The sequence below is a fragment of the Xenorhabdus japonica genome, assembly GCF_900115195.1.
GTDB classification, from domain to species: Bacteria; Pseudomonadota; Gammaproteobacteria; order Enterobacterales; family Enterobacteriaceae; genus Xenorhabdus; species Xenorhabdus japonica.
Map to the genome: position 1 here is coordinate 58,195 of NZ_FOVO01000005.1, position 19,702 is coordinate 77,896.

At 50.8% G+C, this 19,702-nt stretch carries 15 protein-coding genes and 2 pseudogenes; 11 read left to right on the top strand and 6 right to left on the bottom strand.

Features of this window, described 5'->3' with window-relative positions:
- Positions 1-211: 211 nt before the first annotated feature.
- A complete protein-coding gene (gene xerC, locus BM135_RS03475; RefSeq protein ID WP_092517860.1) occupies positions 212-1,294 on the top strand; it encodes a site-specific tyrosine recombinase XerC in 1,083 nt (360 codons plus the stop codon).
- A 218-nt stretch (positions 1,295-1,512) separates the two neighbouring features.
- Here the strand turns inward: xerC (BM135_RS03475) and BM135_RS16535 are convergent, their stop codons facing one another.
- Positions 1,513-1,713, bottom strand: a complete 201-nt coding sequence (locus BM135_RS16535; protein WP_139204072.1) for a hypothetical protein — start codon at positions 1,711-1,713, stop codon at positions 1,513-1,515.
- 495 nt (positions 1,714-2,208) lie between these two features.
- Here BM135_RS16535 and BM135_RS17875 point away from each other — a divergent pair.
- From BM135_RS17875 to BM135_RS03490, 3 genes and pseudogenes are all read left to right on the top strand, one after another.
- Positions 2,209-2,298: pseudogene (locus tag BM135_RS17875) on the top strand (RHS repeat-associated core domain-containing protein); the annotation flags it as partial.
- A gap of 270 nt (positions 2,299-2,568) precedes the next feature.
- Positions 2,569-2,724 (top strand): hypothetical protein, encoded by a 156-nt coding sequence (locus tag BM135_RS16865; protein ID WP_175485933.1) that lies wholly within the window; start codon positions 2,569-2,571, stop codon positions 2,722-2,724.
- A complete protein-coding gene (locus tag BM135_RS03490; protein ID WP_092517864.1) occupies positions 2,724-3,074 on the top strand; it encodes a hypothetical protein in 351 nt (116 codons plus the stop codon). The genes BM135_RS16865 and BM135_RS03490 overlap by 1 nt, the downstream gene beginning before the upstream one ends.
- A 73-nt stretch (positions 3,075-3,147) precedes the next feature.
- On the opposite strand, the gene BM135_RS03495 is transcribed toward BM135_RS03490, so the two are convergent.
- The gene (locus BM135_RS03495) at positions 3,148-3,468 is read right to left on the bottom strand and encodes a SymE family type I addiction module toxin (RefSeq protein WP_092517850.1); all 321 of its coding nucleotides are present in this window, start codon (positions 3,466-3,468) and stop codon (positions 3,148-3,150) included.
- A 76-nt stretch (positions 3,469-3,544) separates the two neighbouring features.
- On the bottom strand, positions 3,545-3,886 hold the full coding sequence (locus BM135_RS03500) for a helix-turn-helix domain-containing protein (RefSeq protein WP_339385128.1): 342 nt from the start codon (positions 3,884-3,886) through the stop codon (positions 3,545-3,547).
- 130 nt (positions 3,887-4,016) lie between these two features.
- Between BM135_RS03500 and BM135_RS03505 the strand changes: the two genes are divergently transcribed.
- Together BM135_RS03505 and xerC (BM135_RS03510) are read left to right on the top strand one after the other, a co-directional pair.
- The gene (locus BM135_RS03505; protein ID WP_092517854.1) at positions 4,017-6,731 is read left to right on the top strand and encodes a CHC2 zinc finger domain-containing protein; all 2,715 of its coding nucleotides are present in this window, start codon (positions 4,017-4,019) and stop codon (positions 6,729-6,731) included.
- Between the two features lie 218 nt (positions 6,732-6,949).
- On the top strand, positions 6,950-8,032 hold the full coding sequence (xerC, locus tag BM135_RS03510) for a site-specific tyrosine recombinase XerC (RefSeq protein WP_092517860.1): 1,083 nt from the start codon (positions 6,950-6,952) through the stop codon (positions 8,030-8,032).
- A gap of 218 nt (positions 8,033-8,250) precedes the next feature.
- Here xerC (BM135_RS03510) and BM135_RS16545 read toward each other — a convergent pair whose 3' ends face one another.
- On the bottom strand, positions 8,251-8,451 hold the full coding sequence (locus BM135_RS16545) for a hypothetical protein (protein ID WP_139204072.1): 201 nt from the start codon (positions 8,449-8,451) through the stop codon (positions 8,251-8,253).
- A 495-nt stretch (positions 8,452-8,946) separates the two neighbouring features.
- Between BM135_RS16545 and BM135_RS03525 the strand changes: the two are divergent.
- Together BM135_RS03525 and BM135_RS03530 are read left to right on the top strand one after the other, a co-directional pair.
- Positions 8,947-9,321, top strand: a pseudogene (locus tag BM135_RS03525) (polymorphic toxin type 17 domain-containing protein); the annotation flags it as partial.
- The gene (locus tag BM135_RS03530; protein ID WP_092517869.1) at positions 9,318-9,653 is read left to right on the top strand and encodes a hypothetical protein; all 336 of its coding nucleotides are present in this window, start codon (positions 9,318-9,320) and stop codon (positions 9,651-9,653) included. The pseudogene BM135_RS03525 and the gene BM135_RS03530, both read left to right, overlap by 4 nt.
- Before the next feature lie 70 nt (positions 9,654-9,723).
- Here BM135_RS03530 and BM135_RS03535 read toward each other — a convergent pair whose 3' ends face one another.
- A complete protein-coding gene (locus BM135_RS03535) occupies positions 9,724-9,993 on the bottom strand; it encodes a SymE family type I addiction module toxin (RefSeq protein ID WP_092517880.1) in 270 nt (89 codons plus the stop codon).
- A gap of 45 nt (positions 9,994-10,038) precedes the next feature.
- On the opposite strand from BM135_RS03535, the gene BM135_RS03540 reads away from it, so the two are divergent.
- The 3 genes from BM135_RS03540 (at position 10,039) to BM135_RS03550 (ending at position 12,329) form a co-directional block, all read left to right on the top strand.
- Positions 10,039-10,386 (top strand): metalloregulator ArsR/SmtB family transcription factor, encoded by a 348-nt coding sequence (locus BM135_RS03540; protein WP_175485935.1) that lies wholly within the window; start codon positions 10,039-10,041, stop codon positions 10,384-10,386.
- 65 nt (positions 10,387-10,451) lie between these two features.
- Positions 10,452-11,729 (top strand): arsenic transporter, encoded by a 1,278-nt coding sequence (locus BM135_RS03545; RefSeq protein ID WP_092517884.1) that lies wholly within the window; start codon positions 10,452-10,454, stop codon positions 11,727-11,729.
- 279 nt (positions 11,730-12,008) lie between these two features.
- Positions 12,009-12,329: a heavy metal-binding domain-containing protein gene (locus BM135_RS03550; protein WP_092517886.1), complete on the top strand. Its 321-nt coding sequence runs from the start codon at positions 12,009-12,011 to the stop codon at positions 12,327-12,329.
- Positions 12,330-12,525: 196 nt separating this feature from the next.
- Here BM135_RS03550 and BM135_RS03555 read toward each other — a convergent pair whose 3' ends face one another.
- Complete coding sequence (locus BM135_RS03555; protein ID WP_092517888.1) at positions 12,526-19,698, bottom strand: TcdA/TcdB pore-forming domain-containing protein; 7,173 nt, start codon at positions 19,696-19,698, stop codon at positions 12,526-12,528.
- Between the last annotated feature and the right edge of the window lie 4 nt (positions 19,699-19,702).

Here is a 19,702-nt window from a genome sequence, read left to right on the forward strand (position 1 = left end):
AAGTCTGGACAGGACTGAGGCAAGTCTATACCAAGTCTGCACCAAGTCTGGGCTAAGTCTGGGAAGCCAAAACCGCCCTAAAGCCATAGCCAGACAAGGTTCAGCGCCCGCAAGTCTGACAAAACGAAAAATCACTGTTCCGGCAACACAATAAAAACTTCCCGTCATACCGTAGTGCCGGATAGCTTCTATAACAAAAAGGACAATCCGCATGACCACTTCACACGCCAACCCGCTTATCACCTTACGGGCGCAACTGGACGCCTATCTGGATACACAGGCCGCACAGGGAAAAAGCCCGCGTACACGGGAAAGCTACCGGGAACGGCTGCTGCCTTTCGTGGACTGGTGCGAACAGCGCACCGTGCAGTATCCGGCTCAGGTGACGCTGGCGTTGCTGGAAAGCTGGCAGCGCTATCTGCGGGCTTACCGCAAGGCCGACGGCCAGCCTTACAGCCATAACGGCCAGCGGGAACGGTTGATCGCCCTGCGGCTGTGGTTCCGTTGGTTGTTGCAACGCCATCATATCCTCTACAACCCGACAGAGCAGATGGTGTTGCCGAAAGAAGAGAAGCGGCTGCCAGCCCAGATCCTGAGTGAACGGGAAACTGCGCAGGTGCTCGACAGCCTTGACGACCAAAGTATCTTGGGGCTTCGCAACCGGGTGATGCTGGAAGTGCTGTGGAGCAGCGGCATCCGGCGTATGGAACTGCGCCAGCTCCGGCGGGGGGATATCGACGTCGAACGCGGGGCCGTGGTGGTCAATCAGGGCAAAGGTCATAAAGACCGGGTGGTGCCCATCGGCGAGCGGGCGCTGGGCTGGCTGACACGTTATCTGGTGCAGGTCCGGCCCCGGCTGGCCGCGCACTATGACAGTGGCTACCTGTTTATCTCGCAAAAGGGCAGGCCGCTCAGTCCGGGGCACCTGACCCACATCGCCGCGAAAGCCATCCGGCAACAGGCTCAGCTTGACAAGCCGGGCGCCTGTCACCTGTTCCGGCATTCCATGGCGACCCAGATGCTGGATAACGGGGCCGATATCCGCCATATCCAGGCGATGCTGGGACACGAAAAACTCAATACCACCCAGGTGTATACGCGGGTCGCTATCGGACACCTAAAGAAAGTGCATAAGCAAACCCATCCGGCCGAGCGTGACCCTCAGGCCTTGCCGGAAGTCGACAAGCCTGCCGAACCGCCGGAGAGCCGCTCAGCCCGTGCCAGCGGAAAGCCTGACACTGAACCGCCCCCCCGTGCACCGGACAGCCCGATCCTCCCCGTTGAGTCCGCTTAAGTTCAGTGCGGGGGCAGACCGTGGCCGGACTGCCCGTCAGCTTCAGTGTCTGCGGGGGTACGTGGGCAATGGGCGGCCTGCACAGTTGTGTCCCCGTTAAACATATGCAGGCCGCCCAAAGCCCACTCAACATAATGTAAGGGAATTATCCGCCCCTCACCGGGCGGCTCCGCGGCCCGAATCAACACTGTGCAGCGGTTCGCAGCGTATAATTAACATTATGTCTGTCGCCCCCGCTTATCGGCATCGCTGGGTGTGGCGCACAAGGCTGCGCCTTCTGCTGTCAGCGCCTGAGCCAGTCCTCGGCAAAAACCCGTGTTCTGCTTTAGCTGCCATGCCACCGTCCGGCAAACAACCCTGAAAGCAGGTCGGCCTGCGGCCTCCGTGAATTTACCTCCCCCGCCCCAACCCTGCTGCACTGGCTGCGCCCGGCTCGCAGTCGCTGCGCTCCTCGCTCGTTGCCGTGCTCGCCATCTCCGCCCCGTGCAGCCCCCGCAGGGGGCTTCCCTTGGAAACACGGTGCGGTCATGCAAAGCCGTGCCCCATCTGAAACACCAGTGATCCCGAGCGTCGCAGGGCGCCGCTGGCAGGCTCTGTGCCGCCCGCACCCGCAGAACGGCCGCCCGCCGCCCAAGCAAGTTGGGCGACGTTCGCCCGTTGCTGAAAGTGAAAAACATCACAAAATCAGGCTGTTCACCAATCACAAGAAAAAAGGGGCGCTATACTGCACAATGGCTTGCGACAGTAGCCGGGCAAAAACGCACAGGGGCAAACGGGTTAAACCGCCCAAAAGTGCACTTCGGCGTTTTAGGTTCGCGGGCGTGAGCGAAACGGGTAAAAAGGGTTCTTTAATAAGCTGATAATCAAGGAAAAAATCGCTTAAAAAAGTATGACCGCACCCGAACCCACCCTATGACCCCATCGGACTTGAAGGGGGCTTTAACCCGTATTCGTATGTCCATAACCCTACAAATTGGATCGATCCATTAGGGTTAGCGAGTTGTGATCCTACTGGATACCATAAACGCAAAGCTCTTCGAACAGATGTTTATAATGCTCAACGCCCTACTGCTGGTCGTCATGCAACAAAACATATCAATGCAAAAGATGTTACTGAAGCTAAAAATCTGAGTGTAGGCAAAGGAAGCTTAGATAAAAGACCTGAAGCATCTTATTTCCCGGAATATGCAGGTAAGGTAGCTGGCTTTGAAAAACAAGCTGCATATGGAGCTATTCGGAATGGTCATGCGTTTGACCACGGTGGAACTCGATTCATGTTCTATAAAAACCCTACAGGTCATGTTGGATATAATGAAGGAAAATTAACCGATTGGGTAAGAATTGAAATGACGAATGCACCTATTCCTACTATTCACAGTTTCCCCGCATCGTTGGAACAAGTCGGAAAATACATTCCAGGAGTTCGTTAATGAAAAAAGATATATGGAAGAATATTCAGCCCTTAAGAATACCGAGTAGGTGGGTAATTGATGTAAATAATTTCTATGACTATGAGCCTACTAAAGAAAATATGGATTGGTTCTATGGATCAATTTTGATTAGTGGACATAATTCTCTTGATGGCCTTTGCTTTGATTCACGGTATGAACCAGAAGGAGACCCTAACGGTTTATTTGTGTTAGATTTTTTCATCATAAAAATAAATAAAAAGACAGGAAAAACAGAAGAGGAAAAATTCCTAGGTAGTAAGCAAACAAGAGATAAAACCATGTTCATTAACATGCTTGAAGAATTTATGTTTACTGGAAAATATGAATAGTTAAATTTAAAGCCGGAAAGATCTCTGTGATCTTCCGGCTTTCTTCTTTTTAAGAGCGGCTCACTCCCTGCCCTTAGTTGCTGTTGTAATCGCCAATCAGTTCCCGCATCCGCAGCTTAATTTCGCTGAGCTGGTCTTGCTGGCGCTGGTACTGTTGTTTCATGGTGCGGGTGTCGTCACTGTCAGGAATAAGCACCAGACAGCCCTCCAGTATTTTGACGGTGAGTGTGCCACCAATATCAAAGCCTGCGGCCTTAAGCCATTGCCCTTTAAGATGGATTGCAGGCGGGGCATTGGCCTTGTCATTTTGCGGCACGTATCCCACGGTGTAATAACGTTCTGTTTTCGTCGCTTTATTTACGGCACGGTTTTGCTTAGAATGCGCCTTAGCCATCATTCAACTCCTTGGTAGTTGCTTGTGGTGAGCAGCGTGTTCGGGTGCCCGCCCGAATACGTTGCGTTAATCGTTTTTACTTCATCTTGGAAGACCAGCGTTCAGCTTCATACTTAATGATCATGCCTTCCAGTACTTCTTTTATCACCTGCCGCTGTTCCGGCTGCATATTGCTGATCGCCTGAAACTGTAGAGCTAAATCGCTATCAGGTTGTAGCTCATCGTCTTCAAATATCAGTGAATCTGTCGTGACTCGCAATGTCTGCGCTATCTTCTTAACCGCTTCCAGAGACGGTAACGAAATCCCGCCCTCATAGCGTTTTACTTGTGTCACGTGAATGCCGATAGCATCCGCTAATGCCTGTTGTGATAAGCCTTTTTGCTTGCGCAGGGTGATGAGTCTGTTAGCAATACTCATTGAATTAAACCAGTCAGAGAAATTTGCCTTCATTCTATCCCCCAAAAAATGCTTGCTTTATATCGGTATCCTATCGGATACTAAATAAAAGAGCAATGGAATCTTGACGCAATTTTAGGAAGGTCACTTTATGGCTCGCATTCCCGAAGCAGAGTTGCAACACCTGAAATCCGCCGTCTCCTTAGTGGCTGTCATTGAGCAGCAGGGGCGGCAGTTGTTTAAGCGCGGTAAGGATATGACTGTGCTGTGCCCGTTCCATCAGGAGAAAACGCCCTCGATGATGATCACGCCCGCCAAAAATCTCTATCACTGCTTTGGCTGCGGGGCAGGCGGTTCGGTGCTCGACTGGGTAATGAAAACCGAAGGGTTAAGTCTGCGCCATGCCGTGGAACGCCTGCGTGCCGTGCTGGGGCACAATCCGGCGATCGAGCCGCTGGTGCAGCCTGCGGAGCTGGCCGATGAGACCCTCGGGCAACCGGTGCTGCTGTCACGGGTGGTTGCGTTTTATCACCATACGCTGCTGAATGCCCCGGAAGCACAGGCCTATCTGGCGAAGCGGCGACTCAACCATCCTGAATTAGTCGCGCAGTTTAAGCTGGGCTTTGCCAACCGCACGCTGGGCTACCGTCTGCCACCGAAAAAAGTCAAAGCCGGCGAGGAGATCCGCCGCCGCCTGATAGCGACCGGGGTGCTGCGGGAGAACGGGCGTGAGCATCTGCGTGGATCGCTGGTTGTGCCCGTTATCGGCGCTGAGGGGCAGGTACATGAGCTGTACGGGCGCAAAATCGGCGACGACCAGCGCCAGTCCATTATCCGTCATCTGTACCTGCCGGGGGCACATCAGGGGGTCTGGAATGAAGCGGCGCTGGGTGCCTCCAGAACGCTGATCCTGTGCGAATCGCTGATTGATGCGATGTCGTTCTGGGTGACGGGGCAGCGCAATGTGACAGCCGCTTACGGGGTGAACGGCGTCATCGCGGATCACTGGCAGGCGTTCGAACAGCACGGCATTAAGCAGGTGCTGATCGCCTTTGATAATGATACCGCCGGCAATGATGCGGCCGTGAAACTGGCGGCAGCACTGGTTGCTAAAGGGATCACGCCCTTGCGCGTGGTGTTCCCGCCGGAAATGGATGCCAACGAATACCTGTGTCAGATGGCCGAACCCGAATCGGCCTTTGCCCTGCTGATTGAGAGTGCTGTACCGATGCAGGATGCAGCGGATATGGTAGCCCTTGAGCGCCAGACGGCTGAGCCGGACACCGCGCCAGAACCCGCTTCCCCTTTAGCCGCTGGACCCGTACCCAGCGTGACGCCGAATGTCGTCTGTGAATCCGGTGAGCATGGCGAGCTGCTTATCTCGATCGGCACACTCCAATGGTGCTTACGGGGCATGGGCGCAGTCAAAGCAGGCGCTGCCACGATGAAACTCAATGCGCAGGTGCTGGACACACAAAGCGGCGTCCTGTTCGCCGACGGGGTTGACCTGATGAGTGCCCGCAGCCGAAACAGCTATGCCAGACTGGCCGCCACCGAACTGGGGCTGGGAGAGGCTGAGTTGCGCCGTTCGCTGGGGCAGGTGTTACTGGCCGTCGAACAGGGGCAACAGCAACCCACCTCAGGCACCGAACCCCACGTACCGGCGATGGGGATCGCTGAACGGGAAGCGGCACTGGCCTTGCTGCAAGATCCCTATCTGACAGCACGAGTGACCGCTGACTTAGCCGCCTGTGGCGTGGTCGGTGAATCCACTAACTTACTGGCGGGTTTTTTGGCGGCCGTGAGTCGCAAACTGCCCAAACCGTTAGCCGTCCTGATCCAGAGCAGCAGCGCCGCGGGAAAGAGCAGCTTAATGGAGGCGGTACTGAACCTGATACCGGAAGAAGAACGCATCCAGTACAGCGCCATGACCGGGCAAAGTCTCTTTTACCTCGGTGAAACCAATCTCCAGCATAAAATCCTCGCCATTGCGGAAGAAGAAGGCGTGCGGCAGGCGGCCTATGCGTTGAAACTGTTGCAGTCGGATGGCGAATTAACGATGGCGAGCACGGGCAAAGACGAAGCGACCGGAAACCTCGTTACCAAAAGTTACACGGTCAAAGGTCCGGTGATGCTGATGCTGACCACGACCGCCATTGATGTGGATGAAGAGCTGCTGAACCGCTGTCTGGTGCTGACGGTCAATGAATCCCGCGCCCAGACCGAAGCCATCCATGCGTTACAGCGCCAGAAGCAGACGCTCGAAGGCCTGCTGGCCGAGAACGAGCGGGACTATCTGACGCAGCTTCACCAGAACGCCCAGCGGTTGCTGAAACCGCTGAATGTCGTCAATCCGTATGCGCACCAACTGACCTTTATGTCAGACAAAACCCGCACCCGCCGTGACCATATGAAATACCTGACGCTTATCCAGAGTATCGCCCTGTTGCACCAGTACCAGCGGGAAATCAAAACGGCAGAGCATCGCGGCAACACACTGGACTATATCGAAGTCACCAAAGAAGATATCAAATTAGCGAACCAGCTCGCGCATGAAATCTTAGGCCGGACGCTCGACGAGATGCCGCCGCAGACCCGCAAACTGTTATTGCTGATCCAGCAGATGGCGAACGACATGGCCGCGGCCGGGCAGCAGACGTTACGGGAAGTGCGCTTTACCCGGCGGGATATCCGCGCTTACACGAACTGGAGCGACAGCCAGCTTAAGCTGCATTGCCAGCGCCTGAGCGACATGGAATACCTGCTGATCCACGGCGGCAGTCGCGGGCACCTGTTGCAATACGAACTACTCTGGGACGGTGACGGCGACAGTGCGCACTTAAGTGGCCTGATTGTCCCCGTATGATCTGCGCAAGTCTGGACAGGACTGAGGCAAGTCTATACCAAGTCTGCACCAAGTCTGGGCTAAGTCTGGGAAGCCAAAACCGCCCTAAAGCCATAGCCAGACAAGGTTCAGCGCCCGCAAGTCTGACAAAACGAAAAATCACTGTTCCGGCAACACAATAAAAACTTCCCGTCATACCGTAGTGCCGGATAGCTTCTATAACAAAAAGGACAATCCGCATGACCACTTCACACGCCAACCCGCTTATCACCTTACGGGCGCAACTGGACGCCTATCTGGATACACAGGCCGCACAGGGAAAAAGCCCGCGTACACGGGAAAGCTACCGGGAACGGCTGCTGCCTTTCGTGGACTGGTGCGAACAGCGCACCGTGCAGTATCCGGCTCAGGTGACGCTGGCGTTGCTGGAAAGCTGGCAGCGCTATCTGCGGGCTTACCGCAAGGCCGACGGCCAGCCTTACAGCCATAACGGCCAGCGGGAACGGTTGATCGCCCTGCGGCTGTGGTTCCGTTGGTTGTTGCAACGCCATCATATCCTCTACAACCCGACAGAGCAGATGGTGTTGCCGAAAGAAGAGAAGCGGCTGCCAGCCCAGATCCTGAGTGAACGGGAAACTGCGCAGGTGCTCGACAGCCTTGACGACCAAAGTATCTTGGGGCTTCGCAACCGGGTGATGCTGGAAGTGCTGTGGAGCAGCGGCATCCGGCGTATGGAACTGCGCCAGCTCCGGCGGGGGGATATCGACGTCGAACGCGGGGCCGTGGTGGTCAATCAGGGCAAAGGTCATAAAGACCGGGTGGTGCCCATCGGCGAGCGGGCGCTGGGCTGGCTGACACGTTATCTGGTGCAGGTCCGGCCCCGGCTGGCCGCGCACTATGACAGTGGCTACCTGTTTATCTCGCAAAAGGGCAGGCCGCTCAGTCCGGGGCACCTGACCCACATCGCCGCGAAAGCCATCCGGCAACAGGCTCAGCTTGACAAGCCGGGCGCCTGTCACCTGTTCCGGCATTCCATGGCGACCCAGATGCTGGATAACGGGGCCGATATCCGCCATATCCAGGCGATGCTGGGACACGAAAAACTCAATACCACCCAGGTGTATACGCGGGTCGCTATCGGACACCTAAAGAAAGTGCATAAGCAAACCCATCCGGCCGAGCGTGACCCTCAGGCCTTGCCGGAAGTCGACAAGCCTGCCGAACCGCCGGAGAGCCGCTCAGCCCGTGCCAGCGGAAAGCCTGACACTGAACCGCCCCCCCGTGCACCGGACAGCCCGATCCTCCCCGTTGAGTCCGCTTAAGTTCAGTGCGGGGGCAGACCGTGGCCGGACTGCCCGTCAGCTTCAGTGTCTGCGGGGGTACGTGGGCAATGGGCGGCCTGCACAGTTGTGTCCCCGTTAAACATATGCAGGCCGCCCAAAGCCCACTCAACATAATGTAAGGGAATTATCCGCCCCTCACCGGGCGGCTCCGCGGCCCGAATCAACACTGTGCAGCGGTTCGCAGCGTATAATTAACATTATGTCTGTCGCCCCCGCTTATCGGCATCGCTGGGTGTGGCGCACAAGGCTGCGCCTTCTGCTGTCAGCGCCTGAGCCAGTCCTCGGCAAAAACCCGTGTTCTGCTTTAGCTGCCATGCCACCGTCCGGCAAACAACCCTGAAAGCAGGTCGGCCTGCGGCCTCCGTGAATTTACCTCCCCCGCCCCAACCCTGCTGCACTGGCTGCGCCCGGCTCGCAGTCGCTGCGCTCCTCGCTCGTTGCCGTGCTCGCCATCTCCGCCCCGTGCAGCCCCCGCAGGGGGCTTCCCTTGGAAACACGGTGCGGTCATGCAAAGCCGTGCCCCATCTGAAACACCAGTGATCCCGAGCGTCGCAGGGCGCCGCTGGCAGGCTCTGTGCCGCCCGCACCCGCAGAACGGCCGCCCGCCGCCCAAGCAAGTTGGGCGACGTTCGCCCGTTGCTGAAAGTGAAAAACATCACAAAATCAGGCTGTTCACCAATCACAAGAAAAAAGGGGCGCTATACTGCACAATGGCTTGCGACAGTAGCCGGGCAAAAACGCACAGGGGCAAACGGGTTAAACCGCCCAAAAGTGCACTTCGGCGTTTTAGGTTCGCGGGCGTGAGCGAAACGGGTAAAAAGGGTTCTTTAATAAGCTGATAATCAAGGAAAAAATCGCTTAAAAAAGTATGACCGCACCCGAACCCACCCTATGACCCCATCGGGCTGCTGGGCGGGGTGAATCCGTATGGCTATGTGCATAATCCGGTCAATTTTATTGATCCGTTTGGATTAACGAAATGTCCAACAAAGAAAGGAAGAATCAAAGAAGCTCAATTGCCAACAAGAGGGCGAATTCGCTATGTTCCTCCAGAAGACTGGAAGCCAACAATGCCCTTACCTAAAAAAGATGGTGGTTATTTGGATCGTTTTGGTAATGTGTGGACTAAGGGGCCTTCTCGTACTGCTGGAGAATCGTTTGAATGGGATATTCAACTATCAAAAACGGGTAGAAAACAAATAGGTTGGGTTACTCGTGATGGGAGTCACGCAAACATTTCTCTGAAGGGTGAGGTAACTCATAAATGATTTTTAGCATATATTTTAATTTTTTCTTTGACACTAAATCTATTTCAGGAAAGGAAAAGATATTACGAAAAGTAAATCAAACTCTCATTAATAAATATGGAGTTAACTCTGTTCACTGCAATAGTGATACAAAATTTATGGTTCATGTTGAAAATGATAAATGGGATTCTTTACTATTAGATTTAATTGAGTTTTCTCAGGTTATAGGACAGCAATGGATTATTACTGGTAGTATAAATTTTGAATGTAGCTTATGGAGTAATCATTCAAAAATTGTCGGTGTAAGTTCAATAGGAATTGATGTAGATAACGTAATTCCCATCACCCCTTAGTAGATAGTAGCCGGAAAAATCCCCATGTTCTTCCGGCTTTGTTCTTTTAAGAGCGGCTCACTCCCTGCCCTTAGCCGTTTTTGTAGTCGCCTATCAGCTCCCGCATTCGCAGCTTAATTTCGCTGAGCTGGTCTTGCTGGCGCTGGTACTGTTGTTTAATGGTGCGGGTGTCGTCGTTGTCAGGAATGAGCACTAGACAGCCCGCCATAATCTTGACGGTGAGTGTGCCGCCAATATCAAACCCAGCGTGTTTGACGAACAATTTACCCGTAATACGCAATATCAATATCGAAAATTCTCTCTGAATTGATTTTATAAGCGCCTCTTTAAATTCAATCATATATGAATTAACATATGTAAAAAATTATCAGCGGAGAATAAAATCGTGCTATCCCCCGTTCAGCTTTTCAAACTTCTTGCGGATGAAACCCGTATTAACATCGTATTGTTGCTACGCGAAGCAAGTGAACTATGTGTCTGCGATATTTGTACCGTACTCAGTGCGTCTCAGCCCAAAATTTCACGACATATCGCACTATTGCGTGATGCAGGGTTGTTACTAGATCGTCGTGAAGGTAAGTGGGTTCATTATCGTCTATCACCTCATATTCCAGCATGGGCAACCAATATTATTGAAGCGTCATGGAACTGCCAACAGGTAGAAATCAAAGTTCTAGTAAATAAACTGGCGAATTCAAACTGTACGCCTGATGGTAAGATACTCTGCCGTTAAAACCTCAACTCAATCATATATGTTAATTCATATATAAAAATCAAACTAAAGCAGAAGGAGATAACATGCTATTTGCAGGAGAGATCTTTATCCTGACGATAATTTTGGTCATCTGGCAGCCACGAGGGTTGGGTATTGGATGGAGCGCATCACTGGGAGCCATACTTGCCCTGCTGACAGGAGTCATTCAATTGAACGATATTCCCATTGTCTGGAATGCTACAACTGCTTTTATTGCGATTATTATCATCAGCCTGTTACTTGATGAGTCTGGTTTTTTTGAATGGAGTGCCTTACATGTTGCACGCTGGGGAAAGGGTAATGGACGATTACTGTTCACTTTCATTATTCTGCTGGGAGCCGTCGTCTCAGCTCTTTTCGCAAATGATGGAGCAGCGCTTATCCTCACACCAATTGTCATCGCCATGTTACTGGCTCTGGGGTTCAATCGGGCAACCACTCTCGCATTTGTGATGGCGGCAGGATTTATAGCCGATTCGGCAAGTCTGCCTCTTATAGTCTCCAATCTGGTTAACATTGTTTCTGCTGACTTTTTTCACATAGGTTTTAATCACTATGCCTCGGTCATGGTGCCGGTTTATGTTGTCGCAACCCTTGCTTCACTGCTAATGCTGCATATCTTCTTTTATCAAGAGATTCCCGCAGCTTACGATCAGGCAAAGCTTAAAATTCCCCGGAATGCTATCAAAGATCCCATAACGTTTCGCACTGGCTGGGTAATCCTTATATTTTTGCTGACTGGTTTTTTCCTACTTGAACCCCTTGGAGTCCCAGTAAGCCTAATTGCTGCTATTGGCGCTTTAATCCTGTTTCTGGTTGCCAGAAAAGGGAAATCTATTGATACCGGAAAGGTTCTGCGTAATGCTCCTTGGCAAATTGTTATTTTTTCTCTTGGCATGTACCTTGTCGTATATGGTCTCCGTAACGCAGGGTTAACAGAATTTTTGGCTCAAATCTTCAGTGCATTCGCTAATCAGGGTTTGTGGGAATCAACTCTGGGAACGGGTTTTGTAACAGCCATATTGTCCTCAATCATGAACAATATGCCAACTGTGCTTATTGGTGCCCTCTCCATTGATGAAAGTTCAGCTCAGGGTGTGATTAAAGAAGCTATGGTTTACGCCAATATCATTGGCTGTGATCTTGGGCCTAAAATCACCCCGATTGGTAGTCTTGCTACCTTACTCTGGCTTCATGTCCTGTCACAAAAGAATATCAATATCAGTTGGGGGTATTACTTCCGCGTCGGCATCATTATGACATTCCCTGTTTTGTTCGTGACGCTTGCCGCACTAGCACTTCGCCTATCTTTCATAGCTTAATGAGTAAAATATCATGACTAACGTTATCATTTATCAAAGTTCGGCTTATTGGTCTGAGGTGCTGGCTCAAATCACCAGCAATAACCAGTAATATCAGCGAGTTGAAGTAGAAACTACTTTAATTGAAGCGATAATGCTCGCAGACATTTAACATCTTGCCGCCCAATATATTGGGGAAAAATGAGAAAATGTTTAAGATGATCCAAGCTCAGGTGGCAAATAGGGCCATCTGAGTGCCAAGAAAAATCAAAGTGATGTGATATCAAACGGAGAGCGATTATGAAAAACACAACAACACCCACACTAGAAGGCCATACCATCACAGATTATCTGGGTGTCGTCACAGGGGAAACGATTCTTGGGGTCAATATTATTAAGGATTTTTTTGCCGGAGTGAGAGATATCGTCGGTGGGCGTTCCGGGGCGTATGAGAAGGAATTGAAAAACGCTCGGGAAATCGCCTTTGCGGAAATGAATGCGCAGGCTCAAGCGCTAGGAGCCAATGCAGTTGTCGGGATTGATATTGACTATGAAACCGTCGGCAAAAATGGCGGCATGTTGATGGTCACGGTATCAGGGACAGCTGTGAAGGTGGTTTGAAGAGGTAATAGTTCATTGACATGAGCTATTATATATACCCCCTTCCATTGTTGCATTGAGACAATATCGAACCTTTGGAAGACAGTCTGGTTCATCAAGAGATATATAATTAAAACAAAGTGCCGGATAACAAACCAGTATTTTGTCAGTAATCTGAAACAGGAGAGGCTAGTTGCCTCTCCTGTTATTTTCGTACTTATCTTATGACTGACTTGAGATCAGGTGACAAAAGCTGCTGTTCGGCCTTCGCAGGCTTAAAACCTTGCAGCAAGTTCTCGTGAGAACTGCCGGTATCAGGGAATGAAGCCATAGCTCCAATCAAATTCGCTGGCCCCAGATTTTCAGCTTCTGAACCCGTGGTCACTACGTTAGCCGTCCTGGCTGGTTGCCTGCTGGCCCAAGATAAATCCATCAACACTCCGTTAATGTTACCCTGTTGATTCATGCTCTCGACTAAGTGCTCCACATCGATCATTGACGAAGCTTTTCCCTCCAGATTGATATGCAGATGCTGATGGGCTTTGGCTTGATCACCAAATACCTGACGTACTACCAATGCTGTTCCGTTGCTAGAATCGGTCAACATCAGGTCATCATCACGTCGGCTCACCAGAACGCTCTCCGGGTTGGCTATTGGTAGATGCAAGTAATCCAAGGCTTGATTTGGATCGTTATTATCAATGATAACCGTACGGTAATGAGTCCACATTTCCTTACTGAATTGATAGGTATCTTTATTCGCCCCCCCATACAGCACTAAACTATCAACACCGTCAATGGGCGGTAGCGCCAGCTTGTCAGCATTCATCCCTCCCTTAAGTAGCAGGGATGAATTGATGCGTTCCATTCTGGTGAAACTATTGGATCTATTTACCTTGCTACCGTTGATTTCATATAGCTCCTGAGAGGTTTGGTTATACACATATGCCGTCTGACTTTCTGCATTGGTACCTATAAAACGCAGATTGTCCGAGGCAGGGATTCCATTACCTGAAAATATCTGACCACTGCCAATATCGAACCAACTTTGCATATTGCTGTCCTGCACGGTCAGTACTCCTTTGGCCTGCTGCCACTGATTCGCAAGTTTAGTAAGTGCCTGTGACAATTGAGACATATTGCTCTGCTTCCAGTCCTTATCAACACCAACTAACCGCAATTCGCCATTATTGGCTCGCAACAGGATCTCGCCCTTGTGCGTAGTCAGGCGCATTCCGATATCGATCTGTTGCACCGCTTTGAAATGCACCCCAGGTATTAATTCGCTGACAGTAGGAAGTTGCGCGGAGGCGCTAAGCACTTGTTCAGCCCTAAAGGCTGCGTCCAACTCATTGTTGGTCATAATGGGCTGAAGATACAACTTACCGCTTTCTGGCTCGAACAGCCGCGCAGAGGTGCCATTCGCTTCAAATCCCAGGAATTGCAGTGACTTTCCTTGTAGTGCCTCCGAAGCCACCACCACCTGCCCACTGTGATACCATACCGGAAGCAGGCTCTTGCCATCAGAACCTTTGATCCCAAACACAGCCAGAGTAGCGCTGCCATCAGTGACGTTGCCCAACTCCTTCCACCAGTGAGTTCGCCCCTTGAGCCAATGCTCGTTGACCGCTTCATAACTAAGCACCCCTTGCTCATTAAGCTGAGCCACACGGCCATCCTCAGTGACGGCAATCAAGTTACCCTTCAGATTAACCACGTTAACCAACGGTGGAGTGCTGACGAGCAATGCCGTAGGACGGTTAGCATCAAGCATTGCCTGACCCGGGCCTTCTTGACGGAACAGAGCTTTTTCTTTCCTACTGTAGAAGAAGAACACTTCCGTGTCAGCAGGTCGGGAAATACTGCCTACTAATACGAGATCGGCAGGGATCTGCCATGCGCTGTAGCTCTGTTCGTACTCTTTAACGTGTAAAGTCAGATCTTTCGGTGGTGCCAGATTTGGCTTGATCAGCGTACCATCACTGGTACGTATCCAGTAACGCTGTTCCATACCAGCTGTATCCTTGCCGAGCACAGTGACCAACTCCGCCCCCTCTCTAGTCGGCTGGATTATCTGTGTGCCTAACGTATACTTCGGTGTTTTACGCTGATTACTTTCATAGCCTTGGAATATGCTCTTAAGATCTCTCTCAGACTGAGCAATGTATGCCGAAAGCTGGAGCAGATCATCCCCGACTACACTGATCAACTCAATTCGATCACCGACAATCCGATAGCTTAACTCAACTTCCCTCTCTTTCAGCTGATAACGGCGCGCCAGATAAACTACATTCCCCTCTTGCCACAGGTGACTGATCTTACCTTCATTGTTGTTGAACCATGGTTCAAACTGGGCGTTGACCTGTCCAGTGGCAATATCTACCCGCCACGCAACTGCATTGTCGGTATCATAGAAATAGGCATAATCATCCACTACTGCACCCAATTGGGCATGTTTGGCCAGTTCAAGCGTAGTATCGGTAAACAGCATCCGCTTCTTATTTATGTCGTAGAAAGCTCGACCAACATCACGCTCGTTGTGCTTGTAGTTCTCCACTACCACATACTGTCCATGCAACTGATGCGCCTTGATCAGATTACTCAGGTGCTGCTCGATTTTCTGGCCGGATACTTGCCACTGACTTGCATCTACACTTATCAACTTAATTTTCTGGTTAGAGACGTCAACTTCGTGCACTTCGTTCTTGCTGTTAACCACTAGCACTTGTCCGTTCTGGGACGGATCGAGCTCAACAACCACTCCACCTACTTCCAGTCGGTTTTTCGAGATTTTTATACTATTGCTGGCGAGCTGACTGCTATCAATGATCCAGCGCGATGGTATATTGCCACTGCCTTTCGGTTTGGGAACGTCGCTCATAAGCTTCACGCTGGTGCCTTTATTCAGCCTGATCAGGTACTCGCCACCTGCGCCCTTGATCTCGTAATGCAGGTAGCCATACAGTTCTTTAGGTAGTTCAGGCACTATCAGTTTCCTGCGATGCTGGTCGAGCATAACTTCAATCGGTGTCGCCACATACTCTTGAGAAATCCTGCGGATCGTAACTTCACCCGGAAAAACGTAGAAATCGTAGTCGAATCGCTCATCCTCTTCGAGTCTGCGAATCACATCAAAACCAGCATCTTGACGTGTAGTTGCACCGGGTAGCTGCATGTATTCGTACCGGATGAAGGACTTCGGTGTTCCCGGCAGGATCAGCACTTCGCTGTCACTGTGATCAAGTTTATGGGAAGCTTCTTTGTAACCGATCCCGCTGCGTACCTCGATAGCTTGTGTACGGTCATGCACCATCTTTGGACGGTCTCCTATCCAGAAGAAATAATTGATTTTTCCAGAGCCGGTAGAGCCTGAACGGGTGCGATAAATATACTGACTGTCGAAATCGATCTGACTCTTGCGCAGATCAAGGGTTTTGATCACAGCACCAGCCAGAGGTACCAATACTTTCTTCTCACTGTCATATTGATAGCCATTACCCTTGTAAGCCTTGTCGAGCATATCGAAGTAATGGCCTACTGCCTTCGCATCCTCGGCGACAGCGCCAAAAGCTTGAGCCAGCGCCGTAAAGCCCACCCCAAGTCCACCAAGGATCACTCCAGCCCCACCGAGTACAGCCGCTGTTGTCGAGGCGCCAACCAATCCGGCACCCAATCCGGCGGCACTAGTGACGAAGCTCGCCGAATCGAAAGCTAACTGAGTTCCATATACCGCTTTCTGCGTATCTGTTTCAGCATGAGCCAATTCATAAGCATCCAGTCCAACAAAAACTCCACTAAAAAGTAAGCCTATACCTTCATTGGCGGTGTGAGCCAGAGCCGAAGAAAATTCATGAAGTGAGGTCTTAGCGCCTACCACTCCACCGCGCAATGCAGTGGTCACCAGCTTGGTCACATTGGCAATATCATTTAAGCCACTGTAAGCCATCTGAGCATAATTCAAGTAACTGTGGATCTTGAGCGCGGTAGCCAGATCGGGCGAAGCGATCCCATGTGCTGCATCGTTGCGATTCTTGTCGGCAAACCACTGGATCAATGTTTGTATCGCAAAGCCGGCATTCAGCCCATCAACCGGAGCTCCCTCACTGACACCGCCTTTAGGCCGCATCTGACCATGTTCGAGTGTGAAATGCTGGCCCAGAGTGGAAATATGTTTATCAATAAAGCGGCGGAATTTCACAAAGGTGTCGTCATTGCTACTTACCCAACGAGTTTTCTCAGGCTGATCACGATTGATGAATTGGACGAGATATTGGCCTTCTTTCGGTTCCTTAGTATTGCTAATTATTGGCATCCAATGCTGGTCAAGTTTATTTTCCTGAGCAAGTCTTGTAATAGCTTTATCGAATTGTGCTCCCCACTGCTCGGTATCATGAGTAATCAATGCAGTGCGCAACTGGGCATCCTTGGTCATCTTCTCTTGGGCAATGACTGTTTTCTTGACCAATTGCCGTTGCTCTATGACAGTGGCTAGATCATTGGTGCTACTCAAGTCCGCGACATCCAGCCCGTTACCCAACGACACTCTTGCCATCTTATCCGTATCGATTTCTATCAAGTTAAATTCAGGGTTCGATTCACTGCCAAGCGAGTCGTAATGAACAGCCAGCTTGCGCTTTACCAGATGATTATTGATGGCTTGGCGGAAATTGTCTGAATTGTCGAATGCAAAAATCCCGACATTTGGATCATAAAAATAGTAACGGCGCCCTTTATCTCCGCTAGTGACCCCCACCATCATCGCGTGCCTCTGGGTATTGAGAGCGAACATTGAAGACCCGGTCTTTTCATTCAACAGAGAAACAACATTCTGTAACGTAACCTTCCCTCGCTCCATTGATGCCATCCCAGGCATAGTCCCAGCCTCAACACTGATATGCAGGTTTGCCAAACTGTGTTTTAGCAATGTAGAACTGCCTTCCTGAGGAGCGGCCGCAGCCAAGAAGAGTTTTTCCACCAGCCTGTTGATACCCGTCTCGCCATTGTTGGCCAGCGCCACCGCCATGGCCCTGACTAAAGGATAACAACGACCACTAGAAACATCTCCGACCAATGACAGATAAAAGTCTTGAGGGGCCAATTGACTGAAACTGCTACCAGCACGCTTAAAATCCTCGCTGAACACCGCTGTATGCTTCAGTACCTTGTCGATATATTCAGCCCGGCGAGCTTCAGTTATGCGGCCGCTCAAGGCACCCTTCTGTTTAAGGGTAAGTTGGCCGTCAAAAAACAGACTTTGCATCTCTGGGATCAACATCCCATCATTAAAACCTGGGATATTGATATCCTGAAAATTATGCAGGCCATCAGTAAACTCGATACTCGTCTCCCTTCGTTTGGCCGCTTCGTAACGCTTATCCAAGCTACGTTCGCGTTCCTGACCACCACCTCCCTGGATGGATATATCACCAATCTGCAACACTGCATCCATACCGTCCTTGGATTTGATCTGCTGCCACAACCAGCTTTGTTCGACGGAGAACAGTTCACGCAAGACTGAATCGTATTGTTCTTTGTAGTACTCCAGCGTGATATTGAGCTGTTTTATCTGCTCGTCTCTGGTGCTACTCTGGGTCTTATAGAGTTCGCTTCGCTTATTCACTAACTGCTGAGTATCTGTTGTGATCTTAGCTTGAACCTTGTCACGCAGCTCAATCCACGCAGCAATCGCCGGATGATGAGGAGAAAACTCGCCCCCTTTGTATGCACTATCAGAGAATCCTTCAATGGGTACTCCGAACTGAGTAGCGATCTTTTTGAGTTTTTGATGAATCTCTTCACGGTAAGCTGCGAATTGAGTCTGGTTACGCTTGGCCCTTTGACCGTCAGCAATTTGAATCGATAATGGCTCCTCACCATTGCGTAATCTCGGCCAGAGCATCTGTCCGTCTCGCTGATACTCCTGACGCTGGAACACCAGTTGCCATTCACCATTAACGTATTGCATGTACGCTGCCGCGAGGCCTTCAGCGGTGCCTGCTACTTGATAATCCTTATAGTCCACTGCCATGACCACATCGTCGTACAGCAGCGAACTGTTGACCCGACCGTCGTGGTAGACCCGGTAAGTATTGGCATCAAGGTTGGTCACCACAATCGAACATCCCGACAACGACCCCGTGAACAGAAAACTCCCCGGAGTCGCATGCTTAGGAATATCCACATAAGCTGGCGATGCATTGGCCTGATTTGCGCCGTTGTAGCCGAGGAAATATGCGGGCACACTGTTAGTTTCCTTCCCAACAACATTATTCGTGCTTTGGGCAAAGTATTCGACTTCGTATAAGCCTTTTTTAATATTCACTAACTGGGCACGCCCTTCTGCCGGAAGTCGTCCTGCTCTAACCAATGTCTCCATACTGATAGTGTTGGATTCAGCGAATAATTTAGGATTTTTGACAAACTGCTTAATATCAGCGCTGCCCTTGCGGGACTCGGTTCCACCACTTATGGGTATTAACCCCCCTTTGAGTCCAAGATCCTTCACCGCTTGCGCTAGCAGTGCGGGATTTTGTATATCGTACCCGCGCTCCTGCAAGGTTCTCGACAGGGTTCTCTCGATCGAAGTATTAGTGAGCAAGGATTCTGTGCCCGCAGCAGCTATCAACTGTGCTCGGGACTGACCATGACTGCTTGATTCACCTTCAACTGTTTCAGAATAGGCAATGCCTTTGCCTACGCGATACATGCCAGTCGGAGTATGTTCAATAAAGGCCGTCGCCGGTAGCAGTTCACTGAGCTTATTGCTGATAGCATGGGCATATTCGACCCCTGCGCTGGAAAGGTAGATCACGGCTTGGTCGGTACGGCTACCCAAATTTTTCGGACCCATGATTTTGGCCTGTTCCAGCCAGCTACGATTGTCATCATTGAACAATTGGGTTAACGCATTGGCAAGCGAGTTGAAGTGAGCCTTGTCAACGTTGATAGTAAGCCTCGCACCAATCTTGGTTCGAGTACTATGACGTTGCTTGAAATCTTTGGGAAGCACTCGGAAAGCATCGGCACCGCCCAGAGCGGCATCGGTTTGAGAAGACAAAGCTGTCTTCTCGCTGCCTTGTACCAAAATATCGACCGTTGGAGTGCGCGCCGACAATGCTTTGATATAATTGACAAATAATTGTTTTTCACCTTCATCGAGTCTACTGACACCAACCGGTCTGTCATTGCTATAGCGCATATAAGCGTCCTTCTCCAGCGACTCTACCAACACTTTATGTTTTTTGAGCAGCTCCGGGGTCCACTTGTGACTACTTTCACTAAACCCTTGCTTAATAGACTGGATCAAAGCCTTGATATCAGGTTTGCTCTGCATTTCTCTAAGGGTCGCCTGTGCGGATACAAGCAGCGATTGGTAGCTGTTATTGGGCATGATA

Excerpts from the sequence above, each read along its gene's own strand:
- xerC (WP_092517860.1), top strand. The coding sequence starts at position 212 with ATGACCACTTCACACGCCAACCCGCTTATCACCTTACGGGCGCAACTG.
- BM135_RS03500 (WP_339385128.1), bottom strand. The coding sequence starts at position 3,886 with ATGAGTATTGCTAACAGACTCATCACCCTGCGCAAGCAAAAAGGCTTA.
- xerC (WP_092517860.1), top strand. The coding sequence starts at position 6,950 with ATGACCACTTCACACGCCAACCCGCTTATCACCTTACGGGCGCAACTG.
- BM135_RS03555 (WP_092517888.1), bottom strand. The coding sequence starts at position 19,698 with ATGCCCAATAACAGCTACCAATCGCTGCTTGTATCCGCACAGGCGACC.
- BM135_RS03535 (WP_092517880.1), bottom strand. The coding sequence starts at position 9,993 with ATGATTGAATTTAAAGAGGCGCTTATAAAATCAATTCAGAGAGAATTT.
- BM135_RS03550 (WP_092517886.1), top strand. The coding sequence starts at position 12,009 with ATGAAAAACACAACAACACCCACACTAGAAGGCCATACCATCACAGAT.
- BM135_RS03545 (WP_092517884.1), top strand. The coding sequence starts at position 10,452 with ATGCTATTTGCAGGAGAGATCTTTATCCTGACGATAATTTTGGTCATC.
- BM135_RS16865 (WP_175485933.1), top strand. The coding sequence starts at position 2,569 with ATGTTCTATAAAAACCCTACAGGTCATGTTGGATATAATGAAGGAAAA.
- BM135_RS03490 (WP_092517864.1), top strand. The coding sequence starts at position 2,724 with ATGAAAAAAGATATATGGAAGAATATTCAGCCCTTAAGAATACCGAGT.
- BM135_RS03530 (WP_092517869.1), top strand. The coding sequence starts at position 9,318 with ATGATTTTTAGCATATATTTTAATTTTTTCTTTGACACTAAATCTATT.
- BM135_RS03505 (WP_092517854.1), top strand. The coding sequence starts at position 4,017 with ATGGCTCGCATTCCCGAAGCAGAGTTGCAACACCTGAAATCCGCCGTC.
- BM135_RS03495 (WP_092517850.1), bottom strand. The coding sequence starts at position 3,468 with ATGGCTAAGGCGCATTCTAAGCAAAACCGTGCCGTAAATAAAGCGACG.